Genomic DNA, 16704 nt, shown 5'->3' on the forward strand with positions numbered 1-16704 from the left:
GGCCAAAGCCCAGGTGCTGACTGGGCTTGTAGCTACAAAAAGCGGAGCAATCGCCATGCCTCTCGATCCCCAGAACCTGCTGTCTCGCCCATTCGCCCCGGTAGAGCAGGCCTACAGCGCGCACGACAGCATGCTCTATGCCCTGGGCTGCGGCCTGGGCGCCGACCCGCTTGATGCGGGGCAGCTGCGCTACGTCTACGAGCGCGCCGCAGGCGGCCTGCAGGCGCTGCCCACGCTGGCCAACGTGCTGGGCTACAGCGGCTTCTGGGCCGACCAGCCTGATACCGGCATCACCTGGCAAAAGCTGGTGCATGCCGAGCAGGCCATTGAACTGCACCAGCCGCTGCCCGCAGCAGGCCGCGTGATCGGCCATACCCGCGTGGTCGGGCTGCACGACAAGGGCGCAGACAAAGGCGCGCTGATGCTGCTGCAGCGGCGCGTGACCGATGCCGCCACCGGCACGCTGCTGGCCACCGTCACGCAGACCACCATGCTGCGCGCCGATGGCGGTTTTGGCGGATCGCATGGCCTGCCGCTGGCTGCGCCGCACGTCATCCCTGAGCGTGCGCCCGACCATGTCTGCGACTTGCCCACGCTGGCGCAGGCCGCGCTGCTGTACCGCCTGAATGGCGACTTCAATCCGCTGCATGCAGACCCGGCCGTGGCGCAGGCTGCAGGCTTCTCGCGGCCCATCCTGCATGGGCTGGCGACCATGGGCGTGGCGCTGCATGCGGTGCTCAAGACCGTGCTGGGCTACGACGCCGTGGCCGTGCGCGGCATGCGCGTGCGCTTTACCGCGCCGGTGCTGCCGGGCGAGATATTGCGCACCGAGCTGTGGCGCGACGGCAGCGTGGTGTCGCTGCGCACCACCGCGCTGGAGCGCGGCGTGCTCGTGCTCAACGCAGGCCGCATCGAGCTCGCCTGAATCGAATCAACGAAGGAGTTTTCAAATGGATTTGCAGATCAATGGCAAGGTTGCCATCGTCACCGGCTCGGCCCGCGGCCTGGGCGCCGCCACCGCGCGCCGGCTGGCGCAAGAGGGCGCCAAGGTCGTCATCACCGACATCCTGCAAGAGCAGGCCGAGGCCACCGCCGCCGCACTGCGCGCCGATGGCCTGCAGGCGCACTGCATCGTTGCCGACATCACCAAGGGCGCTGAAGTGCAGCGCCTGGTGGACGAGACCATTGCCCACTTTGGCGGCGTGCACATCCTGGTCAACAACGCCGGCTTCCCGCGCGACAAGTACCTGGTGAAGATGAGCGAAGACGACTGGGACCTGGTGATGGAAGTCATGCTCAAGGGCGCCTTCCTGGCTTGCAAGGCCGTGATGCCGAAGTTCATTGAGCAGGGCTGGGGCCGAGTCATCAACATCAGCTCGCGCGCACACTTTGGCAACCCCACGCAGGCCAATTACTCGGCCGCCAAGGCCGGGCTGATCGGTATGGCCAAGGCGCTGGCGATTGAGGAAGGGCGCTACGGCATCACCGTGAACTGTGTGGCCCCCGGCTTCATGGAAACCGAGATGGTGCAGGCCCTGCCCACCTACGAGACCATCAAGGAGCGCGCTATCGCCATGCAGCCGATCAAGCGCGTGGGCAAGCCCGAGGACATTGCCAATGCTGTGGCCTTCCTGGCATCCGAGCGCGCCAGCTTCATCACCGGCGAAGTACTGCATGTGACCGGGGGCCGCTATGGCTGAACCCGTGCAGTGCCGCGTGCAGCCCGACGGCGTAGCCGTGCTCACGCTGGACAACCCGCCGCTCAACGTCGTCTTTCGTGGCTTGACCGAAGCGCTGGGCCGCGCGTTGGATGCACTGGCGGCCGATGCCACGGCGCGCGCGGTGGTCGTCACCGGCGCCGGTACGCGCGCCTTCTGCGCGGGCTCGGACATTGCCGAGTTCCAGCCACTGATGCAGCCCGGCCGCATCGGGCCCGAGAAGCTCGAACTGCAGCACCAGGTGTTTGCGCGCCTGGACGATTTCCCCAAACCCACCGTCGCTGCCGTCAACGGCCTGGCCTATGGTGGCGGGCTGGAGATCGCCGTGTGCTGCGACCTGATCGTGGCCGACGCAGCCGCGCGCTTTGCGCTGCCTGAGATCAAGCTCGGCGTTTTCCCCGGCAGCGGCGGCCCGGTGCGGGTCACGCGCAGGGTGGGCGAGGGGCGGGCCAAGGAGCTGATGTTCCTCGGCGAGCCCATCGATGCACCCACCGCGCTGGCCTGGGGCCTGATCAACCGCGTGGTGCCGCAGGGTACGGCGCTGGATGCCGCATTGGCCTTGGCCGCCACGCTGGCGCAGCGCCCGCCGCTGGCGCTGGCGCTGTGCAAGCAGGCCATCGATCTGACATTCGACACAACGGAAGACGCGGCCATTGCCGCCGCGCTGCCGTTGTCTGAGCGCGTCTTTACCTCGGCCGAATCCAAAGAGGGCGTGCGCGCCTTCCTGGCCAAGGAGGCGCCCAACTTCCCCAACGCATTGCACCAGGAATAGCACCATGAAAAGAGCCGCCATCGTCTCCCCCCTGCGCACGCCCATCGGCGCCTTTGGCGGTGCGCTGCGCAGCGTGCCGGTCGAAGAGCTGGGTGCCATCGTCGCCCGCGCCGTCGTGGCGCAGACCGGGCTGGACCCGGCCCTGATCGAAGACGTGGTCTTCGCCCACTCCTACGCCAATGGCGAGGTGCCCTGCACCGGCCGCTGGGTGGCATTGCAGGCCGGCTTTCCGATCGAGGTTGCGGGCATGCAACTGGATCGCCGCTGCGGCAGTGGCCTGCAGGCCATCGCCACGGCCGCCATGATGGTGCAGACCGGCGCGGCCGACGTGGTCATGGCCGGTGGCGTCGAGAGCATGAGCAATGTCGAGTACTACAGCACCGACATGCGCTGGGGCAAGCGCGCTGGCAGCGTCAGGTTCCACGACCGCCTGGAGCGCGGCCGCGAGCGCTCGCAGCCCGAGGCGCGTTTTGGCCGCATCAGCGGCATGATCGAAACGGCAGAGAACCTGGCGCGCGACTACAACATCAGCCGCGAAGAAGCCGACGCCTTTGCGCTGCGCAGCCACCAGCGCGCGGCCGCCGCCTGGGCCAGCGGCAAGTTCGCCGAAGAAGTGGTGCCGGTCAGCGTGCCGCAGCGCAAGAGTGACGCGCTGGTGGTGGACCGCGACGAAGGCATTCGCGCCGACCTCACCCTCGATCAACTCGCCAGGCTCAAGCCCCTCATGAAGGACGGCACCGTCACCGCAGGGAATGCCTGCCAGCAGAACGACGCGGCTGCGGCCTGCCTGATCGTGGCTGAAGACAAGCTCGAAGAGTTGGGCCTCACGCCCATCGGCTACCTGCACAGTTGGGCCGCCGCAGGCTGCGAGCCTTCGCACATGGGCATAGGCCCGGTGCCAGCGGTGAAGAAGCTGTTTGGCCGCAATGGTCTGGGCTTTGACGACATGGGCCTGGTCGAGCTGAACGAAGCCTTTGCCTGCCAGGCCCTTGCGGTTGCCAAAGGCTGGGGCTGGAATGATCCGGAGCGTTTCAACGTCAACGGCTCCGGTATTTCGCTGGGCCACCCTGTGGGCGCGACGGGCGTGCGCATCATGACCTCGCTGCTGCGCGAGATGCAGCGGCGCGGCGCGCGCTACGGGCTGGAGACCATGTGCATTGGCGGCGGGCAGGGACTGGCGGCGGTGTTCGAGAGCGCCTGAGGCCATGACCTACCCCTTCCTCAACAAGCTGCGCGTCATCGAAAGCTCGGCCTTCATCGCCGCGCCACTTGCTGGCCTGACGCTGGCGCAGTTTGGTGCCGACGTGATTCGCGTCGACATGATTGGCGGCGGCATCGACTACGCGCGCATGCCACGCATGCCGCAGCCCGATGGCAAGGGCCGCAGCCTGTACTGGACGGCGCTGAACAAAGGCAAGCGCTCGGTCGCCATCGACCTGCGCAAGCCCGAGGGCCGCGAGCTGATCCAGGCGCTGGCCACCGCGCCCGGGCCGGATGCCGGCGTGCTGCTGACCAACATCGGCACACCCTGGCTCGCGCACGAGGTGCTGGCGCAGCGGCGCGCCGACCTCATCAGCTGCACCATCCAGGGCAACGGCGACGGCAGCACCGCGGTGGACTACACGGTGAACTGCGCCACCGGCTACCCGGCCATCACCGGCGGCGGCTCGCGTGAGCGGCCGGTGAACCATGTGCTGCCGGCCTGGGACATTGCCTGCGCCTACCAGGCGGCCTTTGCCGTGGTGGCGGCGGTGGACCACAGGCGCCGCACCGGCACGGGGGCGGAGTTGAAGTTGGCGCTGTCCGACATGGCCTTCACCATGCTGTCGCACCTGGGCGTGCTGGCCGAGGCCGAGCTGCTGCAACAAGAGCGGCCCTCCATCGGCAACCACCTCTACGGCGCTTTCGGCCGGGACTTTGGCACAGCCGACGGCCAGCGCGTGATGGTGGCGGCGATCTCGGCCGGGCAGTGGAAGGCACTGGTCAAGGCCTGCGGCATCGAGCAGGCCATTGCCGAACTGCAGCAGCGCAGCGGCCTGGACTTTGCCGACGAGGCGCAGCGCTTCGAAGGCCGCGATGCGATTGCGGAACTGGTCGAGCCCTGGTTTGCGGCCCGCAGCCAGGCCGATGCAGAGGCCGTGCTGGAACAACACAAAGTCTGCTGGGGCCGCTACAGCACGGTGGGCGAGCTGCTGGCCCACGATGCACGCGTGAGTGCCGCCAACCCGGTGTTCGAGCGCATGGCCACGCCAGGCATTGGCGAGCACCTGACCGCAGGTGCCGCAGTGCGCGCGCCCGCCATGGAGCGCGAGCCGACCACACCTGCGGCCTTGCTGGGCACGCACACCGACCAGGTGCTGCACGAGGTGCTGGGCCTGGATGGCGCCGCCATTGGCCGCCTGCACGATGCGGGTGTGGTGGCGGGGCCAGAGCGCGATCCGAGCCTGGGCTGAGATTCCAGCTTCAAGTGACCGATGCCCGGGGGAGCACCGGTCTGCCTGGCTGCGGCTTTGTCGCTGCACGAGATAGCTTCTGCGAAAAGAGTCCTTCTCTGTCGAGAAGCATCCTTCGAAGATTGGCAGCATGCGCAGAAGAGTGCTGCCCCCTGGGACCCACTGTTCGCGCATGCGTCGCAAAAACAGTTTCATCCCAGGAGTTCGATTCCCATGTCATCCATCCGTCCTCTGCACGATCGCATCATCGTCAAGCGCAGCGACCCTGAAACCAAAACTGCCAGCGGCATCGTCATCCCCGATTCGGCGGGTGAGAAGCCAGAGCAAGGCGAAGTGCTGGCTGTGGGCCCCGGCAAGCGCAACGACCAGGGCGAGCGCGTCAAGCCAGACGTCAAGGCGGGCGACAAGGTGATCTTCGGCAAGTACGGCGGCCAGACCGTCAAGCTGGGCGGCGACGAAGTCCTGGTGCTGCGCGAAGAAGACATTCTGGGCGTGCTCGAAGCCTGAAGCACAAGCCTGTCCATTTCAAATTCTGTTGATCCATCCGGAGAGAAGCACCCATGGCATCCAAACACGTCCTGTTCGCTGATGACGCCCGCGCAAAAATCGTTCGTGGTGTGAACGTCCTGGCCGACGCGGTCAAGGTCACGCTCGGCCCCAAGGGCCGCAACGTAGTGCTCGAGCGCAGCTTTGGCGCACCTACGGTCACCAAGGACGGCGTCTCGGTCGCGAAAGAGATCGAGCTCAAGGACCGCTACGAAAACATCGGCGCCCAACTGGTGAAGGAAGTCGCGTCGCGCACCAGCGACAACGCCGGTGACGGCACGACCACCGCCACCGTGCTGGCACAAGCCATCGTGCGCGAAGGCTTCAAGTACGTGGCCGCGGGCCTCAATCCGGCCGACCTGAAGCGTGGAATTGACCGCGCCGTGGTCGCGCTGGTTGCAGAGATCAAGACCCTGGCCAAGCCCACCACCACCAGCAAGGAGATTGCACAGGTCGGCGCCATCTCGGCCAATTCCGACTGGGATGTGGGGCAGATCATTGCCAATGCCATCGACAAGGTGGGCAAGGAGGGCGTGATCACCGTGGAAGACGGCAAGTCGCTCAACAACGAGCTTGACGTGGTCGAGGGCCTGCAGTTTGACCGCGGCTACCTGTCGCCTTATTTCATCAACAACCCCGAGCGCCAGGTGGCGGTGTTGGAGAGCCCCTTCATCCTGCTGTTCGACAAGAAGATCAGCAACATCCGCGATCTGCTGCCCACGCTCGAAGCGGTGGCCAAGGCCGGCCGCCCGCTGCTGATCATTGCCGAAGAGGTCGAGGGCGAGGCGCTGGCCACGTTGGTCGTCAACTCGATCCGCGGCATCCTGAAGGTGGTGGCGGTGAAGGCTCCGGGCTTTGGCGACCGCCGCAAGGCCATCCTCGAAGACATTGCCATCCTCACGGGCGGCAAGGTGATTGCCGAAGAGGTGGGTTTGACGCTTGAGAAGGTGACGCTGGCCGACCTGGGCCAGGCGCAGCGCATCGAGGTGGGCAAGGAAAACACCATCGTCATCGATGGCGCGGGCGCAGCCGGCGACATCGAGGCGCGCGTCAAGCAGATCCGCATCCAGATCGACGACGCCACCAGCGACTACGACCGCGAAAAACTGCAAGAGCGCGTGGCCAAGCTCGCAGGCGGCGTGGCGGTGATCAAGGTTGGCGCGGCCACCGAGGTTGAGCTGAAGGAAAAGAAGGCACGTGTCGAGGACGCCCTGCATGCTACGCGCGCAGCCGTGGAAGAAGGCGTGGTGCCTGGCGGCGGCGTGGCCTTGCTGCGTGCCAAGCAGGCGGTGCTGGCGGCGGGCACGCTCAAGGGCGACAACGCCGAGCAGGATGCCGGCATCAAGCTGGTGCTGCGCGCGATCGAGGAGCCTCTGCGCCAGATTGTGGCCAACGCCGGCGAAGAGGCCAGCGTGGTCGTGGCCAAGGTGCTCGAAGGCAAGGGCAACTACGGCTACAACGCCGCCAACGGCACCTATGGCGACCTCGTCGAACAAGGCGTGCTGGACCCTGCCAAGGTCACGCGCACCGCGCTGCAAAACGCCGCCTCGGTGGCCAGCCTGATCCTGACGACCGAGGCCATCGTGGCCGAGGCGCCGAAGGAAGAAGGCGCAGCGGCAGCACCTGCCGGCGGGCAGCCTGGCTTCGGCGGCGCGGACTTCTAAGCGCCTGGGCCGCCGCCATGCTGGCGGCGGCCACTTGCCATCAAAAACTTCAAGAACAGAGAGAAGACTCATGCAGAAACGCAATGTGTTGCGCGCCGTCGGTGCGCTTGCCCTGGCCTCTACCGCCCTGTGGATCCATACCACCGCCGTGGCCCAGACCACGACGCTGCGCGTGGGTGTGCGCGGCGGCGTCGATGAAGAGATCTGGGAGGTGGTCACCAAGGTTGCCAAGCAGAACGGCCTCGACGTGAAGGCCATCGTCATCACCGGATCTGCCAGCCCGAACGAGGCGCTGAACAATGGCGACCTCGAAGCCAACTCGTTCCAGCACATTCCCTTCCTGAACGACCAGATCAAGCAGCGTGGCTACAAGCTGGCCAACGTGGGCACGACCTACATCTCGCCCATCGCCTTCTATTCGAAGAAGTTCAAGGCCTTCAAGGATCTGCCGGACGGCGCCAAGCTTGGCATTCCTGATGACCCAAGCAACCAGACACGCGCGCTCGTGGTGCTGCGCGACCAAGGCGTGCTCACCCTGCGCGACGGCTTCGATCCCGCAGTGGGAACGGCCACGCTGAAGGACGTCACGGCCTACAAGAAGAAGGTGCAACTGGTGGAGGCCGCCTCGGTAGTGCTCGCCCGCTCGCTGGAGGACGTGGATGCGTCCGCCATCGTCAACACCTTCGCCTACCAGGCTGGCCTGATCGCCACGCGCGACGGCATCGCGGTAGAGAAGAAAGAGAACAACCCCTACGTCAACATCATCGCCGTGCGCGAGCAGGACAAGAATGCGCCGTGGGTCAAGACGCTGGTCAAGTCCTATCAGTCAGAGGAGGTTCGCAAGTTCATCCAGACCAAGTACCAGGGCTCGGTCCTGCCCGTCTTCTGACAAGGTATGAATAAACCTACTACGCGCTCGCTACGGTTTCTTCACACCTTGTGAACACCGAAGCAGTGGCTGCAGAGGCAGCCCACATCGTTTTCGACCAGGTCCGCAAGGAATACGCGGGCTCGGCGGGCCCCGTGAAGGCGCTGGAGGCCGTGTCCTTTGCGGTTGCCCGTGGTGAGGTGTTCGGCATCATCGGGCGCAGCGGCGCTGGCAAGTCGACCTTGCTGCGCACCATCAATGCGCTGGAGGCGGCCAGCGGCGGCAGCGTGCATGTCGATGGCGTTGACGTGGGCGGGCTGGACGAAGATGCGCTGGTCCATCTGCGCCGCCGCATCGGCATGATCTTCCAGCACTTCAACCTGCTGTCGGCCAAGACCGTGCGCGACAACGTATCGCTGCCTTTGAAGGTGGCGGGCGTGGCGCCGGCCCGCATCCGCGAGCGTGTCGATGCACTGCTGGAGTTGGTGGGCCTGGGCGACAAGGCGGATGTCTATCCGGCGCAGCTCTCAGGTGGCCAGAAGCAACGCGTCGGCATTGCCCGAGCGCTGGTGCATCAACCGCAGATACTGTTGTGCGACGAGGCCACTTCGGCGCTAGACCCCGAAACCACGCAGTCCATCCTTGCGCTGCTGCGCGAGATCAACCGCAACTTCGGCCTGACGGTCGTGCTCATCACGCACGACATGGCGGTGATCCGCGAGGTATGCGACCGCGTGCTGGTGCTCGACCAGGGCCGCCTTGTTGAGCTTGGCGAGGTATGGCGGGTGTTTGGAAAGCCACAGGCCGACGCTACGCGCGCGCTGCTGCAGCCGTTGCTGCATGACCTGCCGCCCGACCTGGCCGCAGCGCTGGTGCCTGATGTTGGGGGCCTGGACGGGCGCCCGGGCAAGCTTGTGCTGAGCCTGGGCTTTGACGGCGCCTCGCGCCCGCAGGGCGTGCCGTTCGAGGCGCTGGCGGCGCTTGGCCCTGGCGCGACATGGTTGCATGGCGGCCTGGACCGCATCCGCGGGCATGCGCAGGGCCGGCTGCTGGTGGCCGTGCCGGCCAGCGCGGAGCATCCTTTCGACAAAGAGGCTGCGCGGCTTGCCTTGTCGGCTGATCGCATCGAGGTACTGGGCTATGTCCACACCACTGATTGAAAAGTACGTCCAGGCCTTCTTCCAGACGCTGGCGATGGTGAGCGTGTCGGCCTTCATCGCCATCACGCTGGGTCTGGTGCTGGCCGTGGTGCTGACGGTGACGGCGCCGCGCAATCTGTACCCGCGGCCGCGCTTTCACAAGGCGCTGTCGATCGTGGTGAACATCTGCCGCGCCATCCCGTTCATCATCCTGCTGGTGGCGCTGCTGCCGGTCACCCGCTTCATCGTCGGCACCACGCTTGGCACCTGGGCCGCCGTGGTGCCGCTTGCGGCCAACTTGATCCCGTTCTATGCGCGCATTGCCCAGGTCAGCCTGAACGACGTCGATGGCGGCTTGATCGAGGCCGCGCGTGCCATGGGCTGCAAGCGCTGGCACATCGTGCGGCATGTGCTGCTGCCCGAGGCACTGCCCGGCATCATCGGCGGCATGACGGTCAGCGTGATCGCCATGGTCAACGCATCGGCCATGGCCGGTGCGGTGGGCGCCGGCGGGCTGGGCGACCTGGCGATCCGCTACGGCTACGAGCGCTACGAGACCCGCGTGATGTTCGAGGTGATCGTGATCCTGATCGCGCTGGTGTCCGTGATCCAGTTCGTTGGGGAACGGCTGGCGCGCAGGGTCGATCACCGGAGGTGAGGCTGCCGATGCAGTGCCATGGGTACGAGCGACAGGGAGATGCTTGCAATTTGCATAAACAAGCGCGAAAACCAGATTTCCCCTGGGCGGTGGTTGCGGGCAAGACTCGGAAGTTTTCGACAACCTGGTCTTCTTTGGATGTCTGGCCTTTCCCCCTCTCCGCGCCCACTTCGCCTGGGCTTCTTCAGCCGTCTGCTTGACGATGCCACGGCTGCTGAGCGCTACCGCCTCGTCGCTGCGCAGATTGCCCATGCCGAGGCCTTCGGCTTCGATTCCGCCTGGGTGGCGCAGCACCACTTTCACGAGCACGAGGGCGGACTGCCGTCGCCCTTCGTTTTTCTGGCCTATGTAGCCTCACGCACGCGGCGCATCCGCCTGGGCACCGGCATCGTCACGCTGCCGCTGGAGAACGCGGTGCGCGTGGCCGAGGATGCGATCGTGCTGGACCTGCTCTCCGGCGGGCGGCTCGAGGTGGGCGTGGGGACGGGCGGCACGCCCGAATCCTTTGCGGCCTTCGGGCTGGACGGCAACGATCGCTCGGCGCTCTTCGCGCGGCAGCTCGCCGCAGTGCGCGCGGCCTGGGCCGGCCAGCCGCTGGCGGGCGGCGATACGCTGTACCCCGCGGCCTCGCAGCTGTTGGGCCGCATCTGGCAGGCCACGTTCTCCGTAAGCGGCGGCACACGCGCAGGGGAGGCCGGCGACGGCCTGATGCTGTCGCGCACACAGCCGCGCCCCGAGCAGGCACCCGACGCATCGCTTGCCGATATCCAGAACCCGATCATTGACGCCTATCTGGCCGCGCTTCCACCCGGCGGCAAGCCGCGCATCGTGGGCTCGCGCAGCGTCTTCGTGGCGGCTACCCGCAAGGAGGCGTTGCGCCTGGCCGACATCGGGCTGCGCCGCTCGGCAGCCCGCTTCGCTGCATCGGAAAAAATCGGCATCGAGGACCGTGCAAGGCCAGACGCTCCGCTGGAGCAACTGATAGCCGCCTACGACGTGCATGTGGGGTCGCCCGACGACGTGATTGCCTCCTTGCGCGCCGACAGCACGCTCGCGCGCGTGACCGATCTGGTCTGCCAGGTGCACTCCGTCGATCCGCCGCAGGAGGCGATCCTGCGCTCCATCGAACTGACCGCGACTGTGGTTGCGCCAGCCATGGGCTGGGCGCGCCATGTGGGTGTGCCGGCCCCTCAATCTCTTGCAAGCTCCCTTGCACTTCTCTAGCTTGGACCTCATGAGCGCCATCGCTTCTCCTTCTGTGTCCGCTGTGCCTGACGTCATAGACCAGCTTGTCGGCATCGCGCCGGGCACTCACCTTGACCGTGTCCGTGCGCAGCGCGAGCAGGCGCGTGCACAGGCGCAGCAGAGCTATCTCGCGCTGTTCGCGCCTACGCCACCCGTGTTCGGGCATCTCGAGATCGCCGACCGCTTTGCCGTTGCGGCCTTCGTTGCCGGGCTGCATGGGCAGTCCGACGTGGCGCGCTTCTATGCCGAAGGCCTGACCGCGCATGGCCCTCGCGCCGGTGTGGCCGAGGCCGTTGCCGCCGAAGCCAAGCGGGGTGCTGCCAAAGGGCCGTACGGCCGCTATCCCGCTGGCCTGCTCAGCGCCGAGGACACGGCCGGCCCTGTCTACGCGGTGAGTAACGCGTACCGTGCGGTGCTGGGCGAGCGGCTTTCGGCGGCCCTGGTGCATGCGCACCTGCTCGTGTTTCACCCGCGTGACGCGAGCCTGGCGGCGCTGCAGTCGCTGCTTGATGCGGGGTGGTCCAGCACGGAGATCGTGACTCTGTCGCAGCTCGTGGCTTTTCTTGCGTTCCAGATCCGTGTCGTCACCGGCCTGCAGGCGCTGGCGCAACGCCCCGTCACCTTTGTCGATTGATCCAAGGAACCCCATGACCGCCGAATCGGCCCTGAGCCCCCCCGACAACACGCACCCCAATGCCTTCACGCAGGCGCAGCTCGAATGGCTGCCCTGGCTTGAACCGCTGCCCGAGGCCGAGCTGACCGAGCGGCACTTTGCCGGCCTGGTGGACGCGGCCCGTGCCAAGTCGCCGTACTTCCGCCTGCTGGCGCGCGACCCGGACATCCTGGGCGCACGCACGCGCACCGACAAGGACATCTTCTACAACCCCGAAGCCGGCTTGCCGCGCGCCGAGCGCGAGCTTTCGGCTGCGGCGGCTTCGCGCTACAACGGCTGCATCTACTGCGCGTCGGTGCATGCGCGCTTTGCTTCGCATTTCTCCCGGCGCACAGACGACGTGCAGCGCCTGCTGGATGAGGGCGTGAAGGCCGACCTGGGCGAGCGCTGGAATGCGATCGTGGCGGCCAGCGTTGCGCTGTCGTCCACACCGTCCACGTTCGGGCCCGAGCACATCGAGCAGCTTCGCGCGCAGGGCCTGGACGACCTGGCGATTACCGACGTCATCCAAGGCGCGGCTTTCTTCAATTGGGCCAACCGGCTGATGTTGTCACTGGGCGAGCCCAAGGAGAGAGCGGCCGGTTAAACCGGCGGGAGCTCGGCCTCCCGCGCCGCAGTTCCGGCAGCACCAGCGCGATGAAGCCGCCGGGTATCCCCTCGATCGAACTGGGCGCCAATCCCGCCATCACGGTGGCGGCGAAAAGGGTGCGTGGCTACGGGCTGACGGGTGAGTACATCCGGGGGAGCTGCACGGACCTGTGCTCCCAGTCCTGATCCCGGCCGGCCCGGAGCGATCCGCCTCGGCGCCTTGAATTCATCCCAGGCGCGTTCTTCAAAGTTGAGTTATGGTTCGCGTGCACTCCGCGATGAGTTCATAAAAAGGACTAGGCCCATGACCGACCTCCACATCAACGGCAAGCCCGTTGCCGTCAACGCGCCCGATGACATGCCGCTGCTCTGGGTGTTGCGCGACATCGTCGGCCTTACCGGCACCAAGTTCGGCTGCGGCATCGCCCAGTGCGGCGCCTGCACCGTCCATCTCGACGGCCAACCCGTGCGCTCCTGCGTGCTGCCGGTCGGGTCGGTCGGCACGCGCAAGATCACCACCATCGAGGCGATCTCGCAGACGCCGGCGGGCCAGAGCATCCAGAAGGCCTGGCTTGAGGTCGACGTGGTGCAGTGCGGCTACTGCCAGTCCGGCCAGATCATGTCGGCGGCCGCGCTGATCCAGCGCACGCCGAACCCGAGCGATGCCGACATCGACGTGGCGATGTCGGGCAATGTCTGTCGATGCTGTACCTACTCGCGGATCCGCGCCGCGATCAAGCAGGCGGCCACGGGCAAGCCCGAAGTGCTGCAGTCTATCGTGGCGATGCCCGCCAGGAGCGCATCATGAAACCGGCCGGCATCAGCCGCCGCGACGCCCTGCAGGCCGGCGGCCTCGCGCTGGCCTTCACCTGGTTCGGCACCGGCAAGGCTTTCGCCGCGATCAACGCGCGGCAGCAGCCGGCCGACGCCGCCGTCGCGCTCGCGGACGGCAACCCCGCATTCGCACCGAATGCGTTCGTTCGCATCGATACCGATGGCAGCGTGCGTCTCGTGATGCCGACGGTCGAGATGGGGCAGGCGATCTACACCGGTTCAGCGATGTTGCTGGCCGAGGAGCTGGACGTCGAACTCGACCAGGTGCGCGTGGAGCATTCGCCGCCGAACGAGGCGCTCTACGGCATCCCTCTGCTGGGCGGCCAGATCACCGGCGGTTCGACCAGCACGCGTGCCACCTACGGGGTGCTGAGGGAGGCGGGCGCCGTGGCGCGCACGCTGCTGGTATCGGCCGCCGCAGCGCAATGGAAGGTCGATCCCGCGGAGTGCACCGTGGCGCGCGGCGTGGTGAGCCATGCGGCGTCCAAGCGGCAACTCGGCTTCGGCGCGCTCGCCGGTGCAGCCGCCAAGTTGCCGATGCCGGCCAAGGTGACGCTCAAGGAGCCGAAGGACTTCAGGCTGATCGGCCAGCCGCTGAGGCGCGTCGACTCCGCCGGCAAGGTCGACGGCACGACCCAGTTCGGCCTCGATGTGCGCGTGCCGGGCATGAAGGTGGCGACGGTCAGGGCCTGTCCCACCTTCGGCGGCGTGCTGGCCTCGGTGGACGACAAGGCGGCGCGTGCCATCCCCGGCGTGATCGACGTGCTGCGCATCAATGACGCGGTCGCCGTGGTGGGCGAGCATTTTTGGGCCGCCAAGCGCGGGCTCGAAGCATTGAAGATCGAGTGGACACCGGGGCAGAACGCCGAGCTCACCACGCAGAAGCTGCGTACGGCGCTGAGTGATGCGCTGGCCAAGGACAAGGCGATTGTCGGCAAGGACATCGGCAAGCGGCCCGAGGGCACGTTGGTGCAGGCGACCTACGACCTGCCGATGCTGGCGCACGCGACTATGGAGCCGCTCAACACCACGGTGCATGTGCGGCCCAACCAGTGCGAGATCTGGGTAGGCACCCAGGTGCCGACGCGCTGCGTGAGCGTGGCGGCCAAGATCACCGGCCTAGCCGAAGACAAGGTGGTGCTGCACAACCAGTATCTGGGCGGCGGCTTCGGCCGCCGGCTCGAGACCGATTCGGTGGAGCAGGCCGTGGCCTTCGCCAAACAGGTGCCTTATCCGCTCAAGGTGGTGTGGACGCGCGAGGAAGACATCCGCCACGACATCGTGCGCCCGATGTACCACGACGACATCTCGGCCGTGGTCGACGGCGAGGGCCGGATCCTCTGGCTGGGCGACCGCATCGCGGGCGGCACGGTGCTGGGCCGCTGGGCGCCCCCGGCCATGGGCAAGGACGGCATGGACGGCGATCTGATCGAATGCGTCGCCGAGCCCTGCTACGACCTGCCGAACCTGAAGGTCGAGTGGGTGAGGCACGACATGCCGCCCGGCCTCAATGTCGGCTGGTGGCGCGGCGTGGGGCCGACGCACAACCTGTTCGTGCTGGAGAGTTTCATTGACGAGCTGGCGCAGCGTGCGAAGAAGGATCCGGTGGCCTACCGGCGCGCCTTGCTCCAGAAGAATCCGCGCACGCTCGCCGTGCTCGACCTGGCGGCCAGCAAGATTGGCTGGGGGCAGGGCACGCTGCCGGCGCGCGTGGGACGCGGCGTGGCCGTGGGCGATCCCTTCGGCAGCCGGGTCTGCGCCATGGTCGAAGTGGAGGTCACGCCGCAGGGCGAGGTGCGCCTGCGGCGCGCGGTGGTCGCGCTCGACTGCGGCATCGCGGTCAATGCCAGCTCGATCGAGGCGCAGGTCCAGGGCGGTTTGCTGTTCGGGCTCAGTGCCGCGCTCTTCAGCGAGATCACCGTGCGCGAGGGCGCGATCGAGCAGAGCAACTTCCACGACTACCGAACGCTGCGCATCAATGAATCGCCACCGATCGAGGTGCACACGATCAAGAGCGGCGAAGCGCCCGGCGGGCTCGGCGAGGTCGGCACCGCGATTGCGGCGCCGGCGCTTGCGAACGCGATCTTCGCGGCGGCGGGCGTACGGCTGCGGTCGCTGCCGGTGAACCGCGCGCTGCTAGCGCAGGACAAGGAGGCGCTGAAGAAGAAGATCGCCCGTACCGGGTCCGGCGGGCAGGACGAAAGGAGCGCAGCATGAAGCGACTTCTCAAGCTGGTGGTCGTGCTGTTCGTGATCGGCGCGGGGCTGTATGTGTTCCTCAATCGCACCGACAAGTCGGAGGGTGAGGCGCCGGTGCTGGCCGGGGCGCCTGCCGATGCCGACCAACTGGTGCGCGGCGAATACCTCACCAAGATGGCCGACTGCATCGCCTGCCACACGGTCGCCGGCAAGGGCCAGCCTTTCGCGGGCGGCGTGCCCTTCGTGCTGCCCTTCGGCACGATTTACTCGTCAAACATCACCGCGGACCCGGCCACCGGCATCGGCAACTGGAGCGACGACCAGTTCGTGCGCGCGGTCCACGACGGCGTGCGCGCGGACGGCGAGCGCCTGTATCCGGCCTTTCCGTACACCGCGTACACCGCGCTGAGCCGCAAGGACGTGCTGGCGATCAAGGCCTATCTCTTCAGTCTGCCCAAGGTGAGTCAGCCGAACAAGGAGGCCGACCTGGGCTTTCCGTTCAACCAGCGCTGGGCGATGGGCTTCTGGACCGCAGCCTTCTTCAAGAGCAGCCGCTTCGAGGCCGACGCCTCGAAACCGCTCGCCTGGAACCAGGGAAAGTACCTCGCCACGGCGCTCGGGCATTGCGCGGAATGCCATACGCCACGCAACGTCGGCTTCGCGCTGGAATCGAGCAACGACCTGGCGGGCGAATCGATCCAGGGCTGGCGCGCCTACAACATCACGTCGGACCCGAAGAACGGCATCGGCGCCTGGAGCGATGCCGAGCTTGCGGCTTATCTCACGACCGGCCATGCCGACGGGCGCGGTTCGGCCTCGGGCCCGATGGGCGAGGCGGTGGAGCACAGCCTGCAGTACCTGAAGCCCGAGGACACCGCGGCGCTTGTGAGCTACCTGCGCACGGTGCCCGCGAAGTCGGGCAAGGACCCGATCGATGTCGATGCGAAGGCGCCATGGGCCGTGGTGGCCACTGCGGCCGCGCCTGCATCCAGTACGGCCGAAGGCCACGAGCAGGGGCTCAGGCTGTTCGCGGCGGCTTGTGCGAGCTGCCATCAATGGAATGGGCAGGGCCAGCAGACCAGCCATGCATCGCTGCTGGGAACGCGCGGCGTGAACGATCCGGGCGGCTCGAATGTCACGCAGATGATCCTGCAGGGCGTGCGCATGCGCGTGGGCGACAACGAGGTCTACATGCCGGCCTTCGGCAAGGCCTACACCGACACCGAAGTCGCTGCGCTCGCCAACTACGTCATGGCGCAGTTCGGCAACAAGCAGGGGACGGTGACGCCGGAGTTCGTCGCGCAGCAGCGCACGCGTTGATCACTAGCTGACGGGATCGCCGCCGCCC

The 16704-nt window shown here is 67.0% G+C and carries 16 protein-coding genes; all 16 read left to right on the plus strand.

The features are described from left to right. Positions 1 to 55 precede the first annotated feature (55 nt). Positions 56 to 925: a MaoC/PaaZ C-terminal domain-containing protein gene (locus AAFF27_10080; protein XAH25515.1), complete on the plus strand. Its 870-nt coding sequence runs from the start codon at positions 56 to 58 to the stop codon at positions 923 to 925. A gap of 25 nt (positions 926 to 950) precedes the next feature. Further along, on the plus strand, positions 951 to 1700 hold the full coding sequence (gene fabG / locus AAFF27_10085) for a 3-oxoacyl-ACP reductase FabG (GenBank protein XAH25516.1): 750 nt from the start codon (positions 951 to 953) through the stop codon (positions 1698 to 1700). Then, complete coding sequence (locus tag AAFF27_10090; protein ID XAH25517.1) at positions 1693 to 2490, plus strand: enoyl-CoA hydratase-related protein; 798 nt, start codon at positions 1693 to 1695, stop codon at positions 2488 to 2490. Before fabG ends, AAFF27_10090 begins: the two co-directional genes overlap by 8 nt. 4 nt (positions 2491 to 2494) lie before the next feature. Beyond that, positions 2495 to 3691 (plus strand): acetyl-CoA C-acetyltransferase, encoded by a 1197-nt coding sequence (locus AAFF27_10095; protein XAH25518.1) that lies wholly within the window; start codon positions 2495 to 2497, stop codon positions 3689 to 3691. 4 nt (positions 3692 to 3695) lie between these two features. Continuing rightward, complete coding sequence (locus AAFF27_10100) at positions 3696 to 4943, plus strand: CoA transferase (protein XAH25519.1); 1248 nt, start codon at positions 3696 to 3698, stop codon at positions 4941 to 4943. Between the two features lie 213 nt (positions 4944 to 5156). After that, complete coding sequence (locus AAFF27_10105; GenBank protein ID XAH25520.1) at positions 5157 to 5450, plus strand: co-chaperone GroES; 294 nt, start codon at positions 5157 to 5159, stop codon at positions 5448 to 5450. Positions 5451 to 5503: 53 nt separating this feature from the next. After that, on the plus strand, positions 5504 to 7153 hold the full coding sequence (gene groL, locus AAFF27_10110; GenBank protein XAH25521.1) for a chaperonin GroEL: 1650 nt from the start codon (positions 5504 to 5506) through the stop codon (positions 7151 to 7153). A 70-nt stretch (positions 7154 to 7223) separates the two neighbouring features. After that, a complete protein-coding gene (locus AAFF27_10115; protein ID XAH25522.1) occupies positions 7224 to 8042 on the plus strand; it encodes a MetQ/NlpA family ABC transporter substrate-binding protein in 819 nt (272 codons plus the stop codon). A gap of 50 nt (positions 8043 to 8092) precedes the next feature. Beyond that, on the plus strand, positions 8093 to 9181 hold the full coding sequence (locus AAFF27_10120; GenBank protein XAH25523.1) for an ATP-binding cassette domain-containing protein: 1089 nt from the start codon (positions 8093 to 8095) through the stop codon (positions 9179 to 9181). Beyond that, positions 9162 to 9818, plus strand: a complete 657-nt coding sequence (locus AAFF27_10125) for a methionine ABC transporter permease (GenBank protein XAH25524.1) — start codon at positions 9162 to 9164, stop codon at positions 9816 to 9818. Before AAFF27_10120 ends, AAFF27_10125 begins: the two co-directional genes overlap by 20 nt. Before the next feature lie 138 nt (positions 9819 to 9956). Next, positions 9957 to 11042 carry a putative FMN-dependent luciferase-like monooxygenase gene (locus AAFF27_10130; GenBank protein ID XAH25525.1) on the plus strand — a complete coding sequence of 362 codons (1086 nt, stop codon included), beginning with the start codon at positions 9957 to 9959 and terminating at the stop codon, positions 11040 to 11042. A gap of 10 nt (positions 11043 to 11052) precedes the next feature. After that, the gene (locus AAFF27_10135; protein ID XAH25526.1) at positions 11053 to 11697 is read left to right on the plus strand and encodes a CMD domain protein; all 645 of its coding nucleotides are present in this window, start codon (positions 11053 to 11055) and stop codon (positions 11695 to 11697) included. Between the two features lie 13 nt (positions 11698 to 11710). Continuing rightward, positions 11711 to 12322 (plus strand): alkylhydroperoxidase domain protein, encoded by a 612-nt coding sequence (locus AAFF27_10140; protein XAH25527.1) that lies wholly within the window; start codon positions 11711 to 11713, stop codon positions 12320 to 12322. 306 nt (positions 12323 to 12628) lie between these two features. After that, entirely contained in the window at positions 12629 to 13132 is a 504-nt protein-coding gene (locus AAFF27_10145) for a (2Fe-2S)-binding protein (protein ID XAH25528.1), read from the plus strand. Beyond that, positions 13129 to 15375 carry a molybdopterin cofactor-binding domain-containing protein gene (locus AAFF27_10150; protein XAH25529.1) on the plus strand — a complete coding sequence of 749 codons (2247 nt, stop codon included), beginning with the start codon at positions 13129 to 13131 and terminating at the stop codon, positions 15373 to 15375. Before AAFF27_10145 ends, AAFF27_10150 begins: the two co-directional genes overlap by 4 nt. Continuing rightward, the gene (locus tag AAFF27_10155; protein XAH25530.1) at positions 15372 to 16676 is read left to right on the plus strand and encodes a cytochrome c; all 1305 of its coding nucleotides are present in this window, start codon (positions 15372 to 15374) and stop codon (positions 16674 to 16676) included. Before AAFF27_10150 ends, AAFF27_10155 begins: the two co-directional genes overlap by 4 nt. Positions 16677 to 16704 lie beyond the last annotated feature (28 nt).

It is taken from the genome of Xylophilus sp. GW821-FHT01B05 (assembly GCA_038961845.1).
Lineage (GTDB): Bacteria > Pseudomonadota > Gammaproteobacteria > Burkholderiales > Burkholderiaceae_C > Xylophilus.